The sequence below is a fragment of the Pseudoalteromonas sp. SR43-7 genome (genome assembly GCF_014163785.1).
Classification (GTDB): domain Bacteria; phylum Pseudomonadota; class Gammaproteobacteria; order Enterobacterales; family Alteromonadaceae; genus Pseudoalteromonas; species Pseudoalteromonas distincta.
In genome coordinates, this window is the sequence record NZ_JACJDY010000028.1 from 1 (window position 1) to 16229 (window position 16229).

General features: G+C 40.5%; 13 protein-coding genes and 1 pseudogene. 5 read left to right on the forward strand and 9 right to left on the reverse strand.

Annotation, left to right across the window (positions count from 1 at the left end):
• Window positions 1–144: 144 nt before the first annotated feature.
• Both H5087_RS17585 and H5087_RS17590 read right to left on the reverse strand, forming a co-directional pair.
• The gene (locus H5087_RS17585) at window positions 145–1176 is read right to left on the reverse strand and encodes a LacI family DNA-binding transcriptional regulator (protein ID WP_182672865.1); all 1032 of its coding nucleotides are present in this window, start codon (window positions 1174–1176) and stop codon (window positions 145–147) included.
• An 80-nt stretch (window positions 1177–1256) separates the two neighbouring features.
• Complete coding sequence (locus tag H5087_RS17590) at window positions 1257–2150, reverse strand: AraC family transcriptional regulator (RefSeq protein ID WP_182672866.1); 894 nt, start codon at window positions 2148–2150, stop codon at window positions 1257–1259.
• 172 nt (window positions 2151–2322) lie between these two features.
• Between H5087_RS17590 and H5087_RS17595 the strand changes: the two genes are divergently transcribed.
• The 4 genes from H5087_RS17595 to H5087_RS17610 all read left to right on the forward strand — a co-directional run bounded on the left by H5087_RS17595 (window position 2323) and on the right by H5087_RS17610 (window position 5845).
• Window positions 2323–3843: an aldehyde dehydrogenase family protein gene (locus H5087_RS17595; protein WP_149593193.1), complete on the forward strand. Its 1521-nt coding sequence runs from the start codon at window positions 2323–2325 to the stop codon at window positions 3841–3843.
• Between the two features lie 463 nt (window positions 3844–4306).
• Window positions 4307–4987: a hypothetical protein gene (locus H5087_RS17600; RefSeq protein WP_182672867.1), complete on the forward strand. Its 681-nt coding sequence runs from the start codon at window positions 4307–4309 to the stop codon at window positions 4985–4987.
• Window positions 4988–5102: 115 nt separating this feature from the next.
• Window positions 5103–5465, forward strand: coding sequence for a hypothetical protein (locus H5087_RS17605; protein WP_182672868.1), 363 nt, complete (start codon window positions 5103–5105; stop codon window positions 5463–5465).
• Between the two features lie 170 nt (window positions 5466–5635).
• The gene (locus H5087_RS17610) at window positions 5636–5845 is read left to right on the forward strand and encodes a hypothetical protein (protein WP_182672869.1); all 210 of its coding nucleotides are present in this window, start codon (window positions 5636–5638) and stop codon (window positions 5843–5845) included.
• A gap of 40 nt (window positions 5846–5885) precedes the next feature.
• Here the strand turns inward: H5087_RS17610 and H5087_RS20230 are convergent.
• Both H5087_RS20230 and H5087_RS17615 read right to left on the reverse strand, forming a co-directional pair.
• Window positions 5886–6059, reverse strand: a pseudogene (locus tag H5087_RS20230) (IS110 family transposase); the annotation flags it as partial.
• A 62-nt stretch (window positions 6060–6121) separates the two neighbouring features.
• Complete coding sequence (locus H5087_RS17615; RefSeq protein WP_182672870.1) at window positions 6122–7024, reverse strand: LysR family transcriptional regulator; 903 nt, start codon at window positions 7022–7024, stop codon at window positions 6122–6124.
• Between the two features lie 130 nt (window positions 7025–7154).
• Between H5087_RS17615 and H5087_RS17620 the strand changes: the two genes are divergently transcribed.
• A complete protein-coding gene (locus tag H5087_RS17620; protein WP_182672871.1) occupies window positions 7155–7913 on the forward strand; it encodes an SDR family NAD(P)-dependent oxidoreductase in 759 nt (252 codons plus the stop codon).
• Between the two features lie 243 nt (window positions 7914–8156).
• Here the strand turns inward: H5087_RS17620 and H5087_RS17625 are convergent, their stop codons facing one another.
• The 5 genes from H5087_RS17625 to H5087_RS17645 form a co-directional block, all read right to left on the reverse strand.
• Window positions 8157–11090, reverse strand: a complete 2934-nt coding sequence (locus tag H5087_RS17625; protein WP_182672872.1) for a TonB-dependent receptor — start codon at window positions 11088–11090, stop codon at window positions 8157–8159.
• 65 nt (window positions 11091–11155) lie between these two features.
• A complete protein-coding gene (locus H5087_RS17630; protein WP_182672873.1) occupies window positions 11156–13816 on the reverse strand; it encodes a glycoside hydrolase family 16 protein in 2661 nt (886 codons plus the stop codon).
• Window positions 13817–14077: 261 nt separating this feature from the next.
• On the reverse strand, window positions 14078–14869 hold the full coding sequence (locus H5087_RS17635) for a sterol desaturase family protein (protein ID WP_182672874.1): 792 nt from the start codon (window positions 14867–14869) through the stop codon (window positions 14078–14080).
• A complete protein-coding gene (locus H5087_RS17640) occupies window positions 14862–15542 on the reverse strand; it encodes a CDP-alcohol phosphatidyltransferase family protein (RefSeq protein WP_182672875.1) in 681 nt (226 codons plus the stop codon). The genes H5087_RS17635 and H5087_RS17640 overlap by 8 nt, the downstream gene beginning before the upstream one ends.
• 32 nt (window positions 15543–15574) lie before the next feature.
• Window positions 15575–16213, reverse strand: coding sequence for an ATP-binding cassette domain-containing protein (locus tag H5087_RS17645; protein WP_182672876.1), 639 nt, complete (start codon window positions 16211–16213; stop codon window positions 15575–15577).
• Window positions 16214–16229 lie beyond the last annotated feature (16 nt).

Below are 16229 nucleotides of genomic sequence, written 5' to 3' on the forward strand. Positions count from 1 at the left end.
ACAATGAATTGAGGCCGCATTTAAGTTTAGGAATGAAAACACCAAACCAAGTGCATAAAAAAGACCAGGAGCAAAAGCTACTGGCCTTCATTTAAAACCGTCAACGTATTTTAGGACGGGACAAACTATTACAAGGTTTGTAAGCTAACTACTCGCACCAATCTCTAATTCGTAACTGACTTCCTTAGTTTTTTCTTCTTTAGAAATAAATAATTCAGCGGCTATAACGCCTTTTTCTTGGCTGTTTTGATGAATAGTGGTGAGGCGAGGTACAAACCGGGCTGCTTCATCAATACCATCAAAGCCCACAATACGCAGTTCTTCACCTATTTTTATGCCTTGTTTTATTGCTTCTCGCATTGTGGCAAGGGCAATTAAATCACTCATACAAATAATAACGTTAGGACGAGGGGAGGCACTTAAAACCTCTTTAGCAGCAATAATTGCAAAACGCTCGCTACTTTCAGGAATGTTCCAAATGCGATCGTCAGCCACCGTAATATTTGCCTCGCTTAAAGCGCGTTGATATCCGCGTAAACGTTGATGCGAAATAGATTGTCCGGTTTCAAATTCGTGATGCTCATACACGCGGCATAATACGTTTTCATCAAGTAGCCTAAGCCCTAATATAGCCACTTTATCGCTTTGATTATGCAGTACGTGTTTAGCAATTTCGTAACTTGCTTGTTCGTTATTAATATTTACAGAGGCATTGCGAGCAATATCAAAATCAATTGTCACTACATGTTTAGACACTGTTTTTAACTGCTCAACTAACGCATTATTACGAGGGCGGCCATAACAAATAAAGCCATCTACAAAGTCGACCACGTTATTAAGGTTATCGCTATTACCTGAAAACAATAAAATATTAATGCCGTTTTTTTCAAGCACCGAGGTAACACCGCGCATAAAGCTACTAGCCACAGGGTCCGACACCATGTATTCCACACTATCGGGCAACACTAAAGCAACAATATTAAATGTGCCATTACGCAATGATTGCGCGGCCTTATTAGGTCCGTAATAGCCCAAAGTTTTACACGCTGCAAGAATATCGTCTCGGCGTTTAGCCGATAGCTGATCAGGGCGATTAAACGCATTAGATACTGTCGCGTTAGAAACACCTAACTCTTTAGCAATACTTTTTAGGGTCCAGCGGGTTTGCTTACTCATACCAATTCTTTACTCAATACTCATGTTAATAAACTAACATATTCAGGGCGTTAGCAAAGTAAAAAAATAAGATTTTAGGGCTAATGTCGACACTCTTTAGGCGCAATGCCAAACGTTTGTTTAAATAAACGACTAAAGTGGCTCGCGCTATTAAATCCAACATCAAAGCAAACTTTACTAATTGCATGGCCTTGTAGCAATTGAGTACGCGCTTTTTTAAGTCTTAATTGTTGCTGCCAAAGGGCTGGGCTAGTGCCAAATGCAAGTTTAAACTGCTGATAAAACTTACTGCGGCTCATGCAGGCTATTTTGCATAAGGTATTTATGTCGAGCGTTTCACTTAAGTGTTCTTCAATATAAAGCAGGGCATCGCTGACTTTTGTTTTAAGGCGTGGCTTATCGCAGCTAGCCAGCAATAGCTCGCGGCTTTGTTGTTGTAATAAACGGGTGATCAATTCGTTTAACGACAAATCAATCAAGTAATGTCGCTGTGCGCCTTGCTCGCTAAATAAATGCACCATGCGCTCTAATAATTGCTGCGTTTGAATATTATGTTGGGTATGCACTAACTGAGGTACATATTCAAATAAGCCATCGTGTGCAAAGTTTTGCTGCATGTTAAGTGCATTCGCCACGCTAGTTATTTTGTCGGTGCTAATTTCAATAGCTAAACAAGTAGTTGGGGCGTGCATTGATGCCTGTGGAAAATCAATTAAAACACCTTGCTCTGGCGCTAATACAAACGACTCGTGTGGTAAAAATGCTTTATGGTATTGGCTGCTTTCTACGTGCATTACCTTTTTGCCGCTAAGCATGGCGCAAAACAGCAGCTCGTTTGAGTGCAGTGCCACCTTTTGCGCGCTTTGATATGTGTCGTAAATACTCAATTCACTATTATCTGCCGCAAATGTCACTTTATTTTCTATTAAAACATCAAGTTGCTGGCGTTTTTTGTTTAACTGAGATGTGTGCATATCAATCCTTTAGTTTTTTATTAGTGTGGACCCACAGACAACTTTTGTGGACAGCTAATCAAGTTTTTAGGTGCTCGTTAGGCTAATGTCAAACAACACTGATTAAATATAAAGCATTTTGTTTTATATAAATGTTCGACCTTTAGCTAACAACAATAAAGAGAGCACACACATGATATATGCAAATCCAGGTAGCGACGGCGCACTCGTAAACTTTAAACAACAATACGGAAACTACATTGGCGGAGAGTGGGTAAAGCCTGTAAATGGCCAATATTTTGATAATATAAGCCCAGTAAACGGTAAGGTATTTTGCCAAATACCGCGTTCAGACAAAGACGACATAGAGCTGGCTCTCGACAAAGCGCATGCAGTGCGAGAGCAGTGGGGCACAACATCGGTGACCGACCGAAGTAACATACTGCTAAAAATAGCCGACCGAATTGAGCAAAACCTAGAGTTACTAGCTGTTGCCGAAACATGGGATAACGGTAAAGCAATTCGTGAAACACTCGCTGCAGATATTCCGCTAGCGGCAGATCACTTTCGCTACTTTGCAGGATGCCTACGATCGCAAGACGGCACTATAGGTGAAATAGACGCAACCACCGTTGCGTATCATTTTCACGAGCCACTAGGTGTTGTTGGGCAAATTATTCCGTGGAACTTCCCTATTTTAATGGCCGCCTGGAAACTCGCACCAGCACTTGCTGCAGGTAACTGCGTAATTTTAAAACCGGCTGAGCAAACACCAGCTTCTATTTTAGTTTTAATGGAGATAATTGGCGATTTACTCCCTGCAGGCGTATTAAATATAGTAAACGGCTTCGGTAAAGAAGCAGGCGAAGCACTGGCCACAAGCAAACGCATCGCTAAAATTGCATTTACAGGTTCAACGCCTGTGGGCTCACATATTTTGAAATGCGCTGCTGAAAATATTATTCCTTCAACGGTCGAGCTCGGTGGTAAATCACCTAATATATTTTTTAATGATGTAATGGAAAAAGACGACGCGTTTTTATCCAAAGCAATAGAAGGCGCCGTGCTTGCTTACTTTAACCAAGGCGAGGTGTGTACGTGCCCATCAAGGCTGTTTATTCAAGAAGATATTTACGAGCAGTTTATTGAACGAATACTCGAGCGTACCCAAAAAATTAAGCGCGGTAACCCGCTCGATAGTGAAACAATGGTGGGCGCACAAGCTTCAAAAGCACAATTTGATAAAATACTGAGCTACATTGAAATAGGCAAAAAAGAAGGTGCAGAGGTACTTACAGGTGGCAATGTAGAGCAGCTAAGTGACGATTTAAATGGTGGTTATTACATACAGCCTACGTTATTAAAGGGCACGAACGATATGCGTGTGTTCCAAGAAGAGATTTTTGGCCCTGTTATTTCAATGTCGACCTTTAAAGATGAAGCCGAAGCACTCGAACTTGCCAACAGCTCTGAGTTTGGTTTAGGTGCAGGGGTGTGGAGTAGAAACATGAATCGTGCTTACACCATGGGACGTAAAATTGAAGCTGGTCGAGTGTGGACAAACTGTTACCACATGTACCCAGCACATGCTGCATTTGGTGGTTATAAAAAATCAGGAATAGGGCGAGAAACACACAAACTAGCACTTGATCACTACCAACAAACTAAAAACCTATTAGTGAGCTACAGCGAAGATCCGCTCGGCTTCTTTTAATAAAACAGTTCAAACTTGTACACAACAACTATTAAGTGATGAGGGCGCTGCATATTTGTAGCGCTTTTTTATTTAGAGTGTTTTTATTTTAAAGTGCTTTTATTTCACAGTGCTCACAACACTACTTTAAGTTTGTTGTAATACAGAATTACAATATCAGCCGCATTCAAAACGTTAAAACCTAAGCGCATCAAATAACTCATTACCTGCGTTTAAAAAACGATTTTATGATATTAACTTTTTATAAAAAGCTGCTCTAAAAATGTGCAGTGATTTATGCATTGTCGGATATTACTGATCTCCTCCATTTAGGTGTATTACAGCATTAACGGAGATTTCTTTGTAGTTAACTAGTTGTTTACAGTTGGTTATTTGCTAGCTAAGATAAATGCATTGTAATATAGGGACATTTGTCGGTTTATAAAACGACAAATGTCGTAGACAAAATTGTTAGGTATTCAGGATGAAGTATTTTATTTCCGGCAAAGTTCTTCCAGAAAGAGCAGCTGTTCAGTTTAGTGAAATAGCAATGGACATGAAGCAACACGGGTATTTAAAAATTACCTGTGATGCTGGTCAGTTAAATGCAATATTCGATACTCCAATTAAAGATATAGTTAGTGCTAAATTAACCGTAGAGCATAATGCGCAAATGATAGTTAGCGCTTTGGGTTTCTCTTTAAACTGCGGTTACTCTGTAGAAATTATCAATGTATTTGGGTCTGACGAACAAGATCAGGCGGTTGTGTTTGGCGTTAAAGCGGACACAAAAAACGAATTTGAACAAACAAAAGTATTTAATGATTCCCTACATTTTTCTGTTAAAAACGTCTATTTTAGGATGGCTTTAAGAGATTATATGAGAGCAATCACTGACACTATGGATTGTGCTTTTTATTGTTACCGAGCGCTTGAAGCAATAACTAAGTCGTATAATACAGGACAAGGTTCGCAAGGCTGGTTAGATTTGCACAAAGATCTTGGTACTAATCGTGAAGATGTGGACACTAAGATTACTAACTTTGCCAGTCCAGTGAGACATGGTCGTTGGGCAGAAGTAAAAAGTACAACCAGCAAAGAACGGATGGAAATGCTGTCTTACACGCAAAGTGTTCTCTTGAAGTTTTTGGCAAAGAATATCTAACAAACGCATTAACACTCGCTGCGCTCGCAAGGGACAAAAACACGTAGGCTCCCTGCGCTTCGCTTGGTATTGTAGCCTACGTATTTTTGCCCGTTATGCGGGTGTTAAGTTGCTCATGAAATTTATACTCATAATTCTAGCTTTGTTATCAATTCAAACTGAAGCTAAAACAGTTACGATAGGGCCGCCTGATGGGTATACATTCTTCGGGTCTTACGAGGCTGAGTCTGAACTTGAGAGAAAAGCGTACATTGCTACTTTATCTTTTTTAAAAGAAAAAGGTGATGAAGCATATGACTATTATTTAGAGAAAAGTGGATTAAACATAAAATCTGGTTTATTTGAGTTTAAATTAAAGCATCGTTCTACATTTCGTAATAGTAAATCGGTAATGGATCAATCTTATAAAAATGGTGTAATTCATTATGACTTTTCTACAAATAAAATCGTGAAATTTGTTAGGAGAAAAGCAACTTAACAAGGCATTTAAACGGAACTAAAACAGTGGGTTACGTTCCGCTTCGCTACACAGTATTAGTCCGCTTAATGCGGCGTTATATTTAAAGGATAGTATGGACGCTGAATTACAGAAAAAAGTCGATATAGTTGTAGGTTTAAGCCGGCTTGCGGGTGGAACTCTAATAATCATTGGAAGCATTAGTTTTCATTTTTGTTCAAGCAGCATTAGATCCAAATGCCGTAATTGAAATAAACGGTGTACCAACTAAAGATGAAGGTTCTAAAATAATTGCCGCCATTTTTACTGGAATATTTCCAATTATTGGTATGTTTTTATCTTTCGCACCTAGCAAGCACCATGATAAATGGGTTGCCAAAATAATAACTAGGCTATCTTAAATTTAAATATAACAACACGCCCTGAGGTGGACAGCAAGCGCTAAAGCTCACTTTCCACCGCAAATTTTAACAGCGGTGATCCCTTACTTTTCAATGCGGTTAAGTAAGTTGATTCATCGTAGGGCGTATGTGTTTTCCAGCACCTAAACAGTATTCGTATCCACTTAAATGCTAATGTTCTGATGATGCTATTATGGGGTTTTCCTTTACTTCTTGCTGCCAACTATCGTGGCTAAGTAACGATGCTTTAGCGCAAAATGAATAACGCACAGATTATTACTTTGTAAAGACGCTCAATTGTTCTTCAAGCCAAAGCATAAATGCACTTACGCGCTTGGGTAGGTGGTGTCTATTTGGGTACAAAATATTGATTGGTAGGTCGGGCATCGCGTATTGAGGCAAAACTTGTATAAGTTCGCCAGATTCAAGGTATTTACTTATACCGTGAATAGGTGATTGAATAAGCCCGAAACCACTCAGTACTGCGCTTAAATATGCCTCTGAGGAGTTAACAGTAAGCTGGCTTTTCATCGTTATTGATTGCAATTGATTATTGCTATCTAAATATTCGAAACCCGGATCAGGGATACCAAGTGTTTGACTGTAGCGAACAATGTAATGATTTTTTAAATCGTTAAGAGTTTTAGGTAAACCATGATTTTTTACATAATAACGGCTTACGCAATTTAAAACTTTAAAGCTGCCCAAACGTCGTGCAATTAACGATGAGTCGGTAAGTTCGCCCACTCTTACTACGCAATCAAATCCTTCTTTAATGACATCTACTCGTCTATCGGAGCTGCCAAGTTCTATTTCAAGATTTGGGTGCATTTTTAAAAACGAACTTAAGTTTGGAATGATGGTATCTCGACTAACAGCTTGTGGCATATCTACACGTATTCGGCCTGTTAAACCTTTATCCTCACTTACAAATAAATTTTTTAAATCGTCAGCGTCGCTGATAATTCCTAGTGCACGTTGATAAAATAGCTCACCGTCTGAAGTCATATTTACAGTGCGTGTAGTACGGTGTAATAAACGCGTATTTAATGTACTTTCAAGCATGGTTACTGCTTGCGATACACTTGACTTAGGAAGATTTAAGCTTTTTGCTGCTTTAGAAAAACTACTGAGTTGCGCTACTTTAATAAAAATACGTATTGCGTTTAGGTCTTTCATAACACTGTTTATTGTTCGTTTATTTTGAACAGTGTAACTCTTTTCAGCCTGTTTATCTTTGTTGCTTGAAAAAATATACTGGCTTGGAAGTTATTTAACTCCCCGCTTTTATTTTCAACAGGATATAACAATGAACAAACGAATTGCAGTGATCACCGGTGGTAATCGTGGGCTTGGTAAAAGCACGGTGCTTTGCCTTGCAAAGCAAAATATCGATTGCATTTTTACTTACCGTCGTCATGAAAAAGAAGCAAAAGAGGTTGTAAAGCAAGTACAGGAGCTAGGCTCTAAAGCGATTGCATTGCAATTAGATGTAAGTGATATGCTCGGCTTTGAGGATTTTGCACAACAACTACAAAATGTCCTGCAGACTCATTGGCAACAAAGTGAGTTTGATTACTTAATTAATAATGCAGGGGTGGGGCTTACTAGCAGTTTTGCAGACACAAGTGAATCAACTTTTGATACGTTGATAAATATTAACTTAAGGGGAGTATTTTTTGTTACCCAAACATTGTTACCCTTTATAAAAAACGGTGGTCGTATTATTAATTTATCAAGTGGTTTAACGCGTTTTTCATTACCAGGTCATATTACTTATGCAATGACCAAAGGTGCAATAGAAGTAATGACAAGGTATTTAGCTCAAGAACTTGCACCTAAAAATATTACGGTAAATGTTATAGCCCCTGGTGCAATTGAAACCGACTTTGGTAATGGTGTCGTTCGTGATAACGATGAAGTAAATGCGTTTATTACATCACAAACGGCAATGGGCAGAGTTGGTGTAACAGACGATATAGGGCCTATGATTGCTAACTTATTAGCGGACGAAAACCGTTGGATGACAGGTCAACGGCTTGAGGTATCGGGCGGTATGTATATATAATCATACCAAACGGCATGAATCTTTGAGCAATTTAGTGAATTAAATTGCACTATAATGTCGCTGAAATTTTTATTTAGAACAACTAGGTAAAAAATTTGTGTCTAGTTCTAGCGTAATTTTCTTAACGTTAAGTAGTCCCTATATATAAACAGATTGGTACCATTTATTAAAAATTATAACTTGAGACAATAAAAAAACCGCTCAGTGAGCGGTTTTTTGCATTTTTTACTAAAGGAAATTTAGTTAGAACGTGTAACGAGCACCTATTGAGTAACGCGGACCGTATTGATTAGCAAATAAGAACTGCTCTTCGTAACGTCCGTAACCTTCTTCGGTGGCATTATTTAAGTTTATGCCATCAAAAAATACCGTTACGTTTTCGTTTACATCGTAGTTAACGCTCATATCCCACTGGCCATACGCTTTAGCATATTGCGGAGGCGCATCAGCTGAACCTTGTGCTTGGCCAACACCAATTAGATACGAGTCGCGCCAAGCGTAAGTAATTTTAACTGATAGGCCATCTTTTTCGTAAAAGCCTTGGAAGTTAGCTGAGTCACTTAAGCCCGTAAGCGGTGCTTGTTGATCAAGGCTTTCGCTATCAAATTCAACGTCGCCATCTACAAACGTTGCGTTAACACCAACACCAAAACCGGTTTCACCAATTAAGTGCTGAACAGCTACTTCAAAACCATCTACCGATTTACTGTCGGTGTTTTGTGGTTGGCTAATATTCCATGTAATTAGCGGATCGTCGCTGTTTGGTTCAATAACGCCATTTGCATTGCCGTAACCGCTGGCAATCATTTGTGCAAAAATAGCGTCGGTTGTTGCTTGCTCACCACGTGATTCAATATCGCTTACGGCTTGTAAGTAACGAGGGCCGTTTAAAATATCGTGCAAGCCATCAATAGTAGTTTGCGTAATGGTGGTTTGAATAAAGTTATCAACGTCTTTTTTAAAGTAACCAACAGATGCGTAGCTGCCTTCTGCGTAGTAATACTCAAGTGATAAATCAAGGTTTGTTGATTCAAACGGCAATAAGTTTGTATTACCTTGGCTACCTGTGCGAGAACCTGGTTTTGGGCTGCCTGTTAAGCTGCGGCCACCGGCTAAATTACCCAGTGGTGCACGCGACATTGTTTTACCCCAAGATACGCGGGCTACTACGTCTTCAGTTAAATCAACACTTACGTCGATTGAAGGCAGTAAAACATCGTAATCACCTTGTTGCTCTAAGAAGTTATCATCGCCGCCAGCAGCGTATTGCATGATCCACTCAGAAGCGCTGATCCAATTAACTTGATCTTCAACGCGTTGACGTACAGTACTGGTTACGTCTGTTTGCTCATAGCGTAGGCCTGCATTTACCTTTACGTAGTAGTTACTTACGTCAAATTCCCAGCTTGATTGAACGTAAAAGCTATTAGTGATTTCTTCTACGTAGCTTTCGCTGTCAATACCATCCATATATGCATTTGCGGCGTATGCATCGCCACCGGTTACATCAGCTGTTAAATAAGCTATTTGGCGTGCAACAGCTTCGTCAAAATCGTAGGTATAGTAGTAACCAGGTTGTAAGTTGCTGCCGCCGCCTTCAAATTGATCTAAAAGGCCCGATGTATCGTGGCGAGTAAACATGCTATCTGGGAATATTTCTGTATACGATGGGTTAAAGCCTGGACCACCTACTAAACCACTCCATGCGGTGTAACCACCGGTGTTTTGTTCTGTACGTGATGCGCCAAATTTTACTTTAACTAAACCAATGTCATAACTTTCGTTATACCATGTTGTATGTAGCTGTAATTGTTCAATGTTTGACTCACCCGGTGAGTGAGTAAACTGACTAAAGTTTGAATCAATTTCGCCAGGCGTTAATTCACTTGTGCCATTTAACCAATTAACTTGTGCACTGGGTACTTCGCCCGTGCGGTAATCATAAATTTTATTAGCTAGCTGATCAGAACCTAAAATTACTTGGCCGGCACTTCCCAGCCCATTGTCGGCGCCGTTATCAGTTTCGTTTTTAGAGTCGTGGTAATCAAGCTCTACGTGCCACGTGTCACTAATTTCCCAATCTAGGTTTAAACCAAGTGAGCGTGCTTTTACTTCTGTAGTGCCTTTATTAGCAGTGAATGACGCATCGTTACCGCTAATATCAGCATAAACAGCTGTACCATTTTCATCTAGTTCGTAGCCATTTATATTGCTACCAAAGTCGTTCCAAATACCCCAACCAATACTCTGTGAACCTGTAACTGCTTTACTTGCTGTGTAATCAAGTGTTGCTACAAAGCCATCTACCGGTGCGTATTGAAAGGTAACTTGTCCGTTTGTACGTTCACGTTCTACATCTTCAATAGAGTAGTTCATGTCTTTAGGGAAATAGTAGTTACCTGCAGGGTCTGTGCGGTTATCAACGACGTTGCTGCTATCTAATTCAGGTAAGTCTACGTTTGCCTGCCAGCCTTGAATATTTGCACTTTGTTTTTGAAAGTCACGCTCTTGGTGCGAAAACGAAAAACCAAAGCCAAAAGTGTCATCTACAAAAGTATTGCTGTAAACAGTAGAAAACTCTGGTGTTACGTCATTGCCAGCTTCGTTTGACGAATCGTGGTTTGCTTTAACGGTAGCTGAAAAGTTTTGACCCGGCTTTTGAAAAGGGCGTGCAGTAGAAATATTTACAGTTGCACCTAAGCCACCGCTTGGCACGTCTGCACGTGCTGTTTTAAACACTTCAAGGGCACTTACTCCCTCAGAGGCGATGTTTTCAAGGTTATACGAGCGTGTATAACCTGTGCCCGGCATTTGGCGGCCATTTAAGGTTATTAAGTTAAACTCAGGGCCAAAACCACGTACTGTAATTTGGCTACCTTCACCGTTTGCACGGCTCACCGATACGCCGGTAATACGTTGTAATGATTCTGCTAAGTTGGTATCTGGGAATTTACCCATTTCTTCAGATGAAATGGCATCTACAATACCAGAAGAGTCGCGTTTCATATCCATAGAACGAATAAGTGAACCACGAATACCTTTTACTTCAATAACTTCTACATCAGATGAAACGCTTGTTTCTGCTTCTGCCGCAATAGCTGTGTTTAATGTGCTCGCAGCAATGATGAGAGACACAGAAGCCGCAAGTTGGCTCTTTTTAAAATTGAATGTGTTCATAATAGCTCTGCTTTATAAAATGTTGTTGTGTAGCAATAGGCGCTAAGCGCCTATTGGTGTGTGTTTTATGGATTTGCAATAATCACGTTGTCTATACGGTAAAGCGCGCCATCGCCCATGTCCCAGCTAGGAAAAACCATAATTACGTTTAATGCGCTAATGTCTAAGCCTGCATCAAACAATTGCTGAAGAGGGAAGGTGTATGTTTGCCATTCGCCCGTTACAGGTGCCTGGCCTTCAACACTGCTAGATAAAGCAAGCTCTACGGCACTCGATGTACCAATTGATTCAATTTTAAATAGCCATTGTGCGTCAATATCTGAAGGGGCTGATACAACTTTCATATCAAATTGAACTACACCATTTTCAAGTATTGCAGAGGCATCGAACGATACGTCTTCATCAGCAATAAAGCCCATTACTGTAGCAGTAGAACCAATGCTAAATTGCGCTACTGCGCCATGCGCGTCATCATCGGTTTCTGTTGTTGGTGTAGAGCCACCACAACAATCCCAAATACTCCACTGATCGGCAGCTGCATCTTTAAATACAGTAAGCTCACCCGTTGCAGCTGGCGCTGCATTTGGATTATAAATCTTAACGTTATCTACACGGTAAACAGAGCCTTCACCTGCACCCCACGCTGGGAAAATCATCAGTACATCTATAGTACTTACATCTAAGCCAGCAGCTGCAAGATCAGACAATTTAAATGTATATGTTTGCCACTCGCCAGTAACTGGCGCTACGCCTTCAACACTTGCCGTTAACTCAAGCTCTACTGCAGAGTCGCCGCCATTTGACTCAACTTTAAACAACCACGGTGTAGCTGGGTCGCTAGGAGTAGAGGTTACTTTTAAATCAAATTGAATAACGCCTTCATCTAAAATGCTACTAGCGTCAAACGATTCGCCTGCGCCACCTGACGATGTGCGGCTATTAAAGCCCATCACAGTAGGCTCTGCACCAATGCTAAACTCTGCAGTTAGACCATGTTCTTCATCATCCATAGCTTCAACAGGGGTTGAGCCACCACAACAATCCCACATTGGCCATGCTAGATTTTGCTCATCAGTAAAAATAGTAAGTTCAGGTGATACGCCTAAGTTATCTTGAGTAATCTCAACATCGTCAATTAAATAAACAGCGCCTTCACCTGCGCCCCATGCTGGAAACACCATGATCACATCAATTGCACTAATATCTAAATCTGCGGCATCTAGATCTTTTAATAAAAATGTATAAGTTTGCCATTGGCCAACAACAGGGCTTACGCCTTCAACACTGTCTGTAATCGGCATTTCTACTGCGCTAGAACCTTCATTACTTTCAAGTTTTACAAGCCAAGCTGCATCAGCTGTGCCTGGTGCATTTGTTACTTTCATTTTAAAGCGAACGTAACCTTCATCCAGCATTGGAGATGCATCAAATGGGCTGGCTTTTCCTGCTTCGTCAGTAATAAAAATTTCACGGCTAATAAAACCCATTACAGTGGGTTCTGCACCTACTACAAATTCAACTACATCACCTTGGGTTTCATCTGCAACAATAGCGGGAGTAGAACCACCACAACAATCCCATGCAGGCCAATTTGGATTAAATGATTCACCAAAAATAGTTAGTGGTGTTGCAATGCCTGTCGAAGGTGGGCTAGGAATTGGTGCATCGCCTTCAAGCAAAGCATCGTCTAAGCTATTGTAACCTGGGCGAATAGTTTCACAGCCTTTACCTGTTTCAGGGTTTGATGCACATTGATAAACACGTACGTAATCAATAGCAAAGGTTTGGCCGTTTTCAAATGCGCTAGCGTCTACACCTAAATCATTTACGTTTTCAGGCCAGTCACCGCCTACTGCTAGGTTTAGCAATAAGTGAAAGTCTTTATCAAATGGTGCGCTATCCCAATGCGTTGTAAGTTCGCCAGAACCTTGTTCAAAGTATTCTGCAAACCAACCACGATGTTTTAGGCCTACAGCCTCACCACTTGCATTAGTACGAACTTCTGATTGACGCTGAGTTGCATAAAGGTAACCGTCTACGTACCAGCGAATTTCACCTTCTTGCCATTCAACAGCATACGTGTGGAAATCATCTGCCGGGTTAGTATCTTCAGGGAATTTGTATTCTTGCCCTGTGTAGCTGTTATCTGGCCACGCACGTCCGTAATGAAGTGTGCCGTGGATACTAGACTCTATACCGCCATCTTCATCTGGTGTTTTAAGGTTTACTGATTCTAAAACATCTATTTCGCCAGAACGAGGCCAAGTGCCGTAAACTTCATCAGTTGGCAGCATCCAAAATGCTGGCCAGCTACCTTGTCCTGATGGAAGTTTGGCGCGCACTTCAAAGCGACCATATGTAAAGTCGGCGTTGTAACGCGTATTTAATCGCGCTGAAGTGTAAGGTTTTTCTGCACCCTCTTCAGCGGGTAGGGCAACAATGTTTAACACACCGTCTGCAATGAATGCATTTTGCTCACTGTCGGTGTAACACTGTTTCTCGTTGTTACCACCGCCATCGCAGTTTAATTCATAGTTCCATTTGTTTGTATCAATGGCTGAGCCTTCAAACTCGTCGCTCCAAACCATTTGCCAATCTGATACTGGCTCAGAGGCATCTACATTTTCAAAATTTGATTTAGTGGCAGAGTCACCACCACAGCCAGCTAACGTAACTAAAGAGATAGCGGCAAGTAAACGTGTAATGTGCGTTGTTTCAATGTTCATAACTGAACCCCGGTTTCAACAGATTATTGTCAGATTAATTGTTTTTTGAGCTTTGTTTTTCATGCTGTAAGCGCTTACATTTTAGATTGTGTTTTGTAAGCGCTTACAAATGATATTGTGGAGTACGCAAATGGTCAACATATTTGTTTATTTTATTTACAATTAGTTTACGGTAAGAGGCGTTTTAGTGTTACTTAATTGATAATAGGCTCTTTAATAAGAGCCTATTAAATATAGGGCTAATTCGAGAATATACGCAGTTTACTTATTTTTAAATGGCATGATCAATAAACCCCAAAGCGAGGCGTTTTGCTTTTGGCTTGGGTATTCTTTTAAGCCAATATTTATATCTGCGTCGGTTTTTTTAGCTTTATCTTTATAGCTACCAAATAATTTATCCCACCAAATTACACTAAAACCATAGTTTGAGTTAGTTTCACTAACCACTTGGCTATGGTGAATTCGATGCAATATTTGCGTCATTAATATTAAACGCAGTGGTTTTTCAATGGCATTAGGTAGGCGTATATTTGCATGATTAAATAATGCTAAACCATTAAGTGCTATTTCAAATATAAGTACCGCAATGGCAGGTAGGCCAAGAGCAGTTACTGCAATGAGTTTTATAAGTATGCTCAGTACAATTTCGATAGGGTGAAAGCGCAAGCCCGTACTTGTATCTACGTGTGCATCGGCGTGGTGAACGCGGTGCAAACGCCATAATATAGGCACTTGATGAAATAATCTATGCTGCCAATAAATTAATATATCGAGTAAAAGTATGCTCAATATAATAATTAAACTGCTTGGTAGGGCTATTTGATTAAATAAGCCAATGCCGTGCTCTTGATTGTAAAGTGCAACAGCGGTTAACCCAATAGGGACCACTAAGCGCGCAATAACTGATGATGCAAACACTAATCCAAAATTAGCAAACCAACGTGTACTGCTTTTAATAGGTGCTTGGCGAGCAGGCTTTTGCCATTCAAGCAGCATCATTATAATTAAAATGCTAAAAAAGCAGCCGAGTCGCCACCATACTTCATTAGTCATTTATTACCTCAGAATTTGCACTGTTAGGCACGTTTTCAGCTGCTTTGTTAGCATCGGCTTCTTGTTGCTTAAGCGTATGATAACCGCCATGTATACGGGTAAAAATAGTTATGCCACATGCAATAGCAAAAATGCTCGCCATAACTGCAAAGTGCTGCGGCCAAATACAAAATGCAATAAATAGCGCTATTGTTTCAGTGCCTTCGGTTAAACCGTTTAAGTAGTAAAAGCTTTTGTATTTAAATTGCGGTTTTTCGAGTTTAAATTTTTCTGCGGCAATCGCAAAAGCTAAAAAGCTTGAGCCCGTACCAATAAAAGTGGCAAGTAATAACGATCCCGCTATCGCGTTTTGCTCAGGGTTTGCCAAAATAAAGCCAAGCGGAATAGCCGCGTAAAATAAAAAGTCGAGTGTGATATCTAAAAAGCCACCCGCGCTTGAACTTTGGTTTGCATAGCGTGCTAATGCGCCATCAAGTCCATCTAAAATTCGATTTAAAGCAATGGCCACTAATGCGCCGTACCACATTCCAAACGCCAGTAATGGCACAGCTAATAAGCCAACTAAAAAGCCTACAACAGTGAGCTGATCGGCGGTTATGCCGCGTTTATGCATAAGCGTAACCACAGGTGTTAAAAGTGGCTTAATTACAGGGGTGATAAATTTGTCTAGCATGTTTATTGCCTTATGCGTATTAAAGCCACGGATTAAAGTGCGCTATTTAAAGTAATGAGTTTGCCACTTGCAGCGTCGGCATCGCTATGGTCATGAGTTACCATAATTGCAGGTAGCTTATGATCGCGTATTTGGCTAAACACGAGTTCGCGTGTATCAACACGCAGTTGGGTGTCGAGTTTGCTAAAGGGTTCGTCAAGTAAAATGGCTTTAGGTTCGCTCAGCAGCATACGTAATAATGCAACACGGGCTTGTTGCCCGCCCGATAAGTTATCGGGGTGACGATTGCCCATATCTTTAAGACCTACTTGCTCAAGTGCGTGTTCTATTTTTTCAAGGCGTTGTTTTTTATTACCTTTTGGCATTGCAAAGGCAATGTTACCAGCAACAGTTAAATGCGAAAACAATAAAGCGTCTTGATAAAGCACTCCAATATGGCGCAAGTGTGGAGGGGTGTTATCGATATTTTGACAATTAAGCCACACCTCTCCATTGGCCTTAAAGCTACTTGGTAAAGTACCCGTAATCCAATTTAATAAGCTTGATTTACCACTGCCTGATGGCCCCATAATGGTAAGTATGTCACCGCCATTAACTTGCTCGTTTAAGCTAAGTAGCAGCTCATTTTGGCGATAAAGCTGACAATTTTTAATTTGTAACGATGACTGCATTAAAAAACCTTAACCC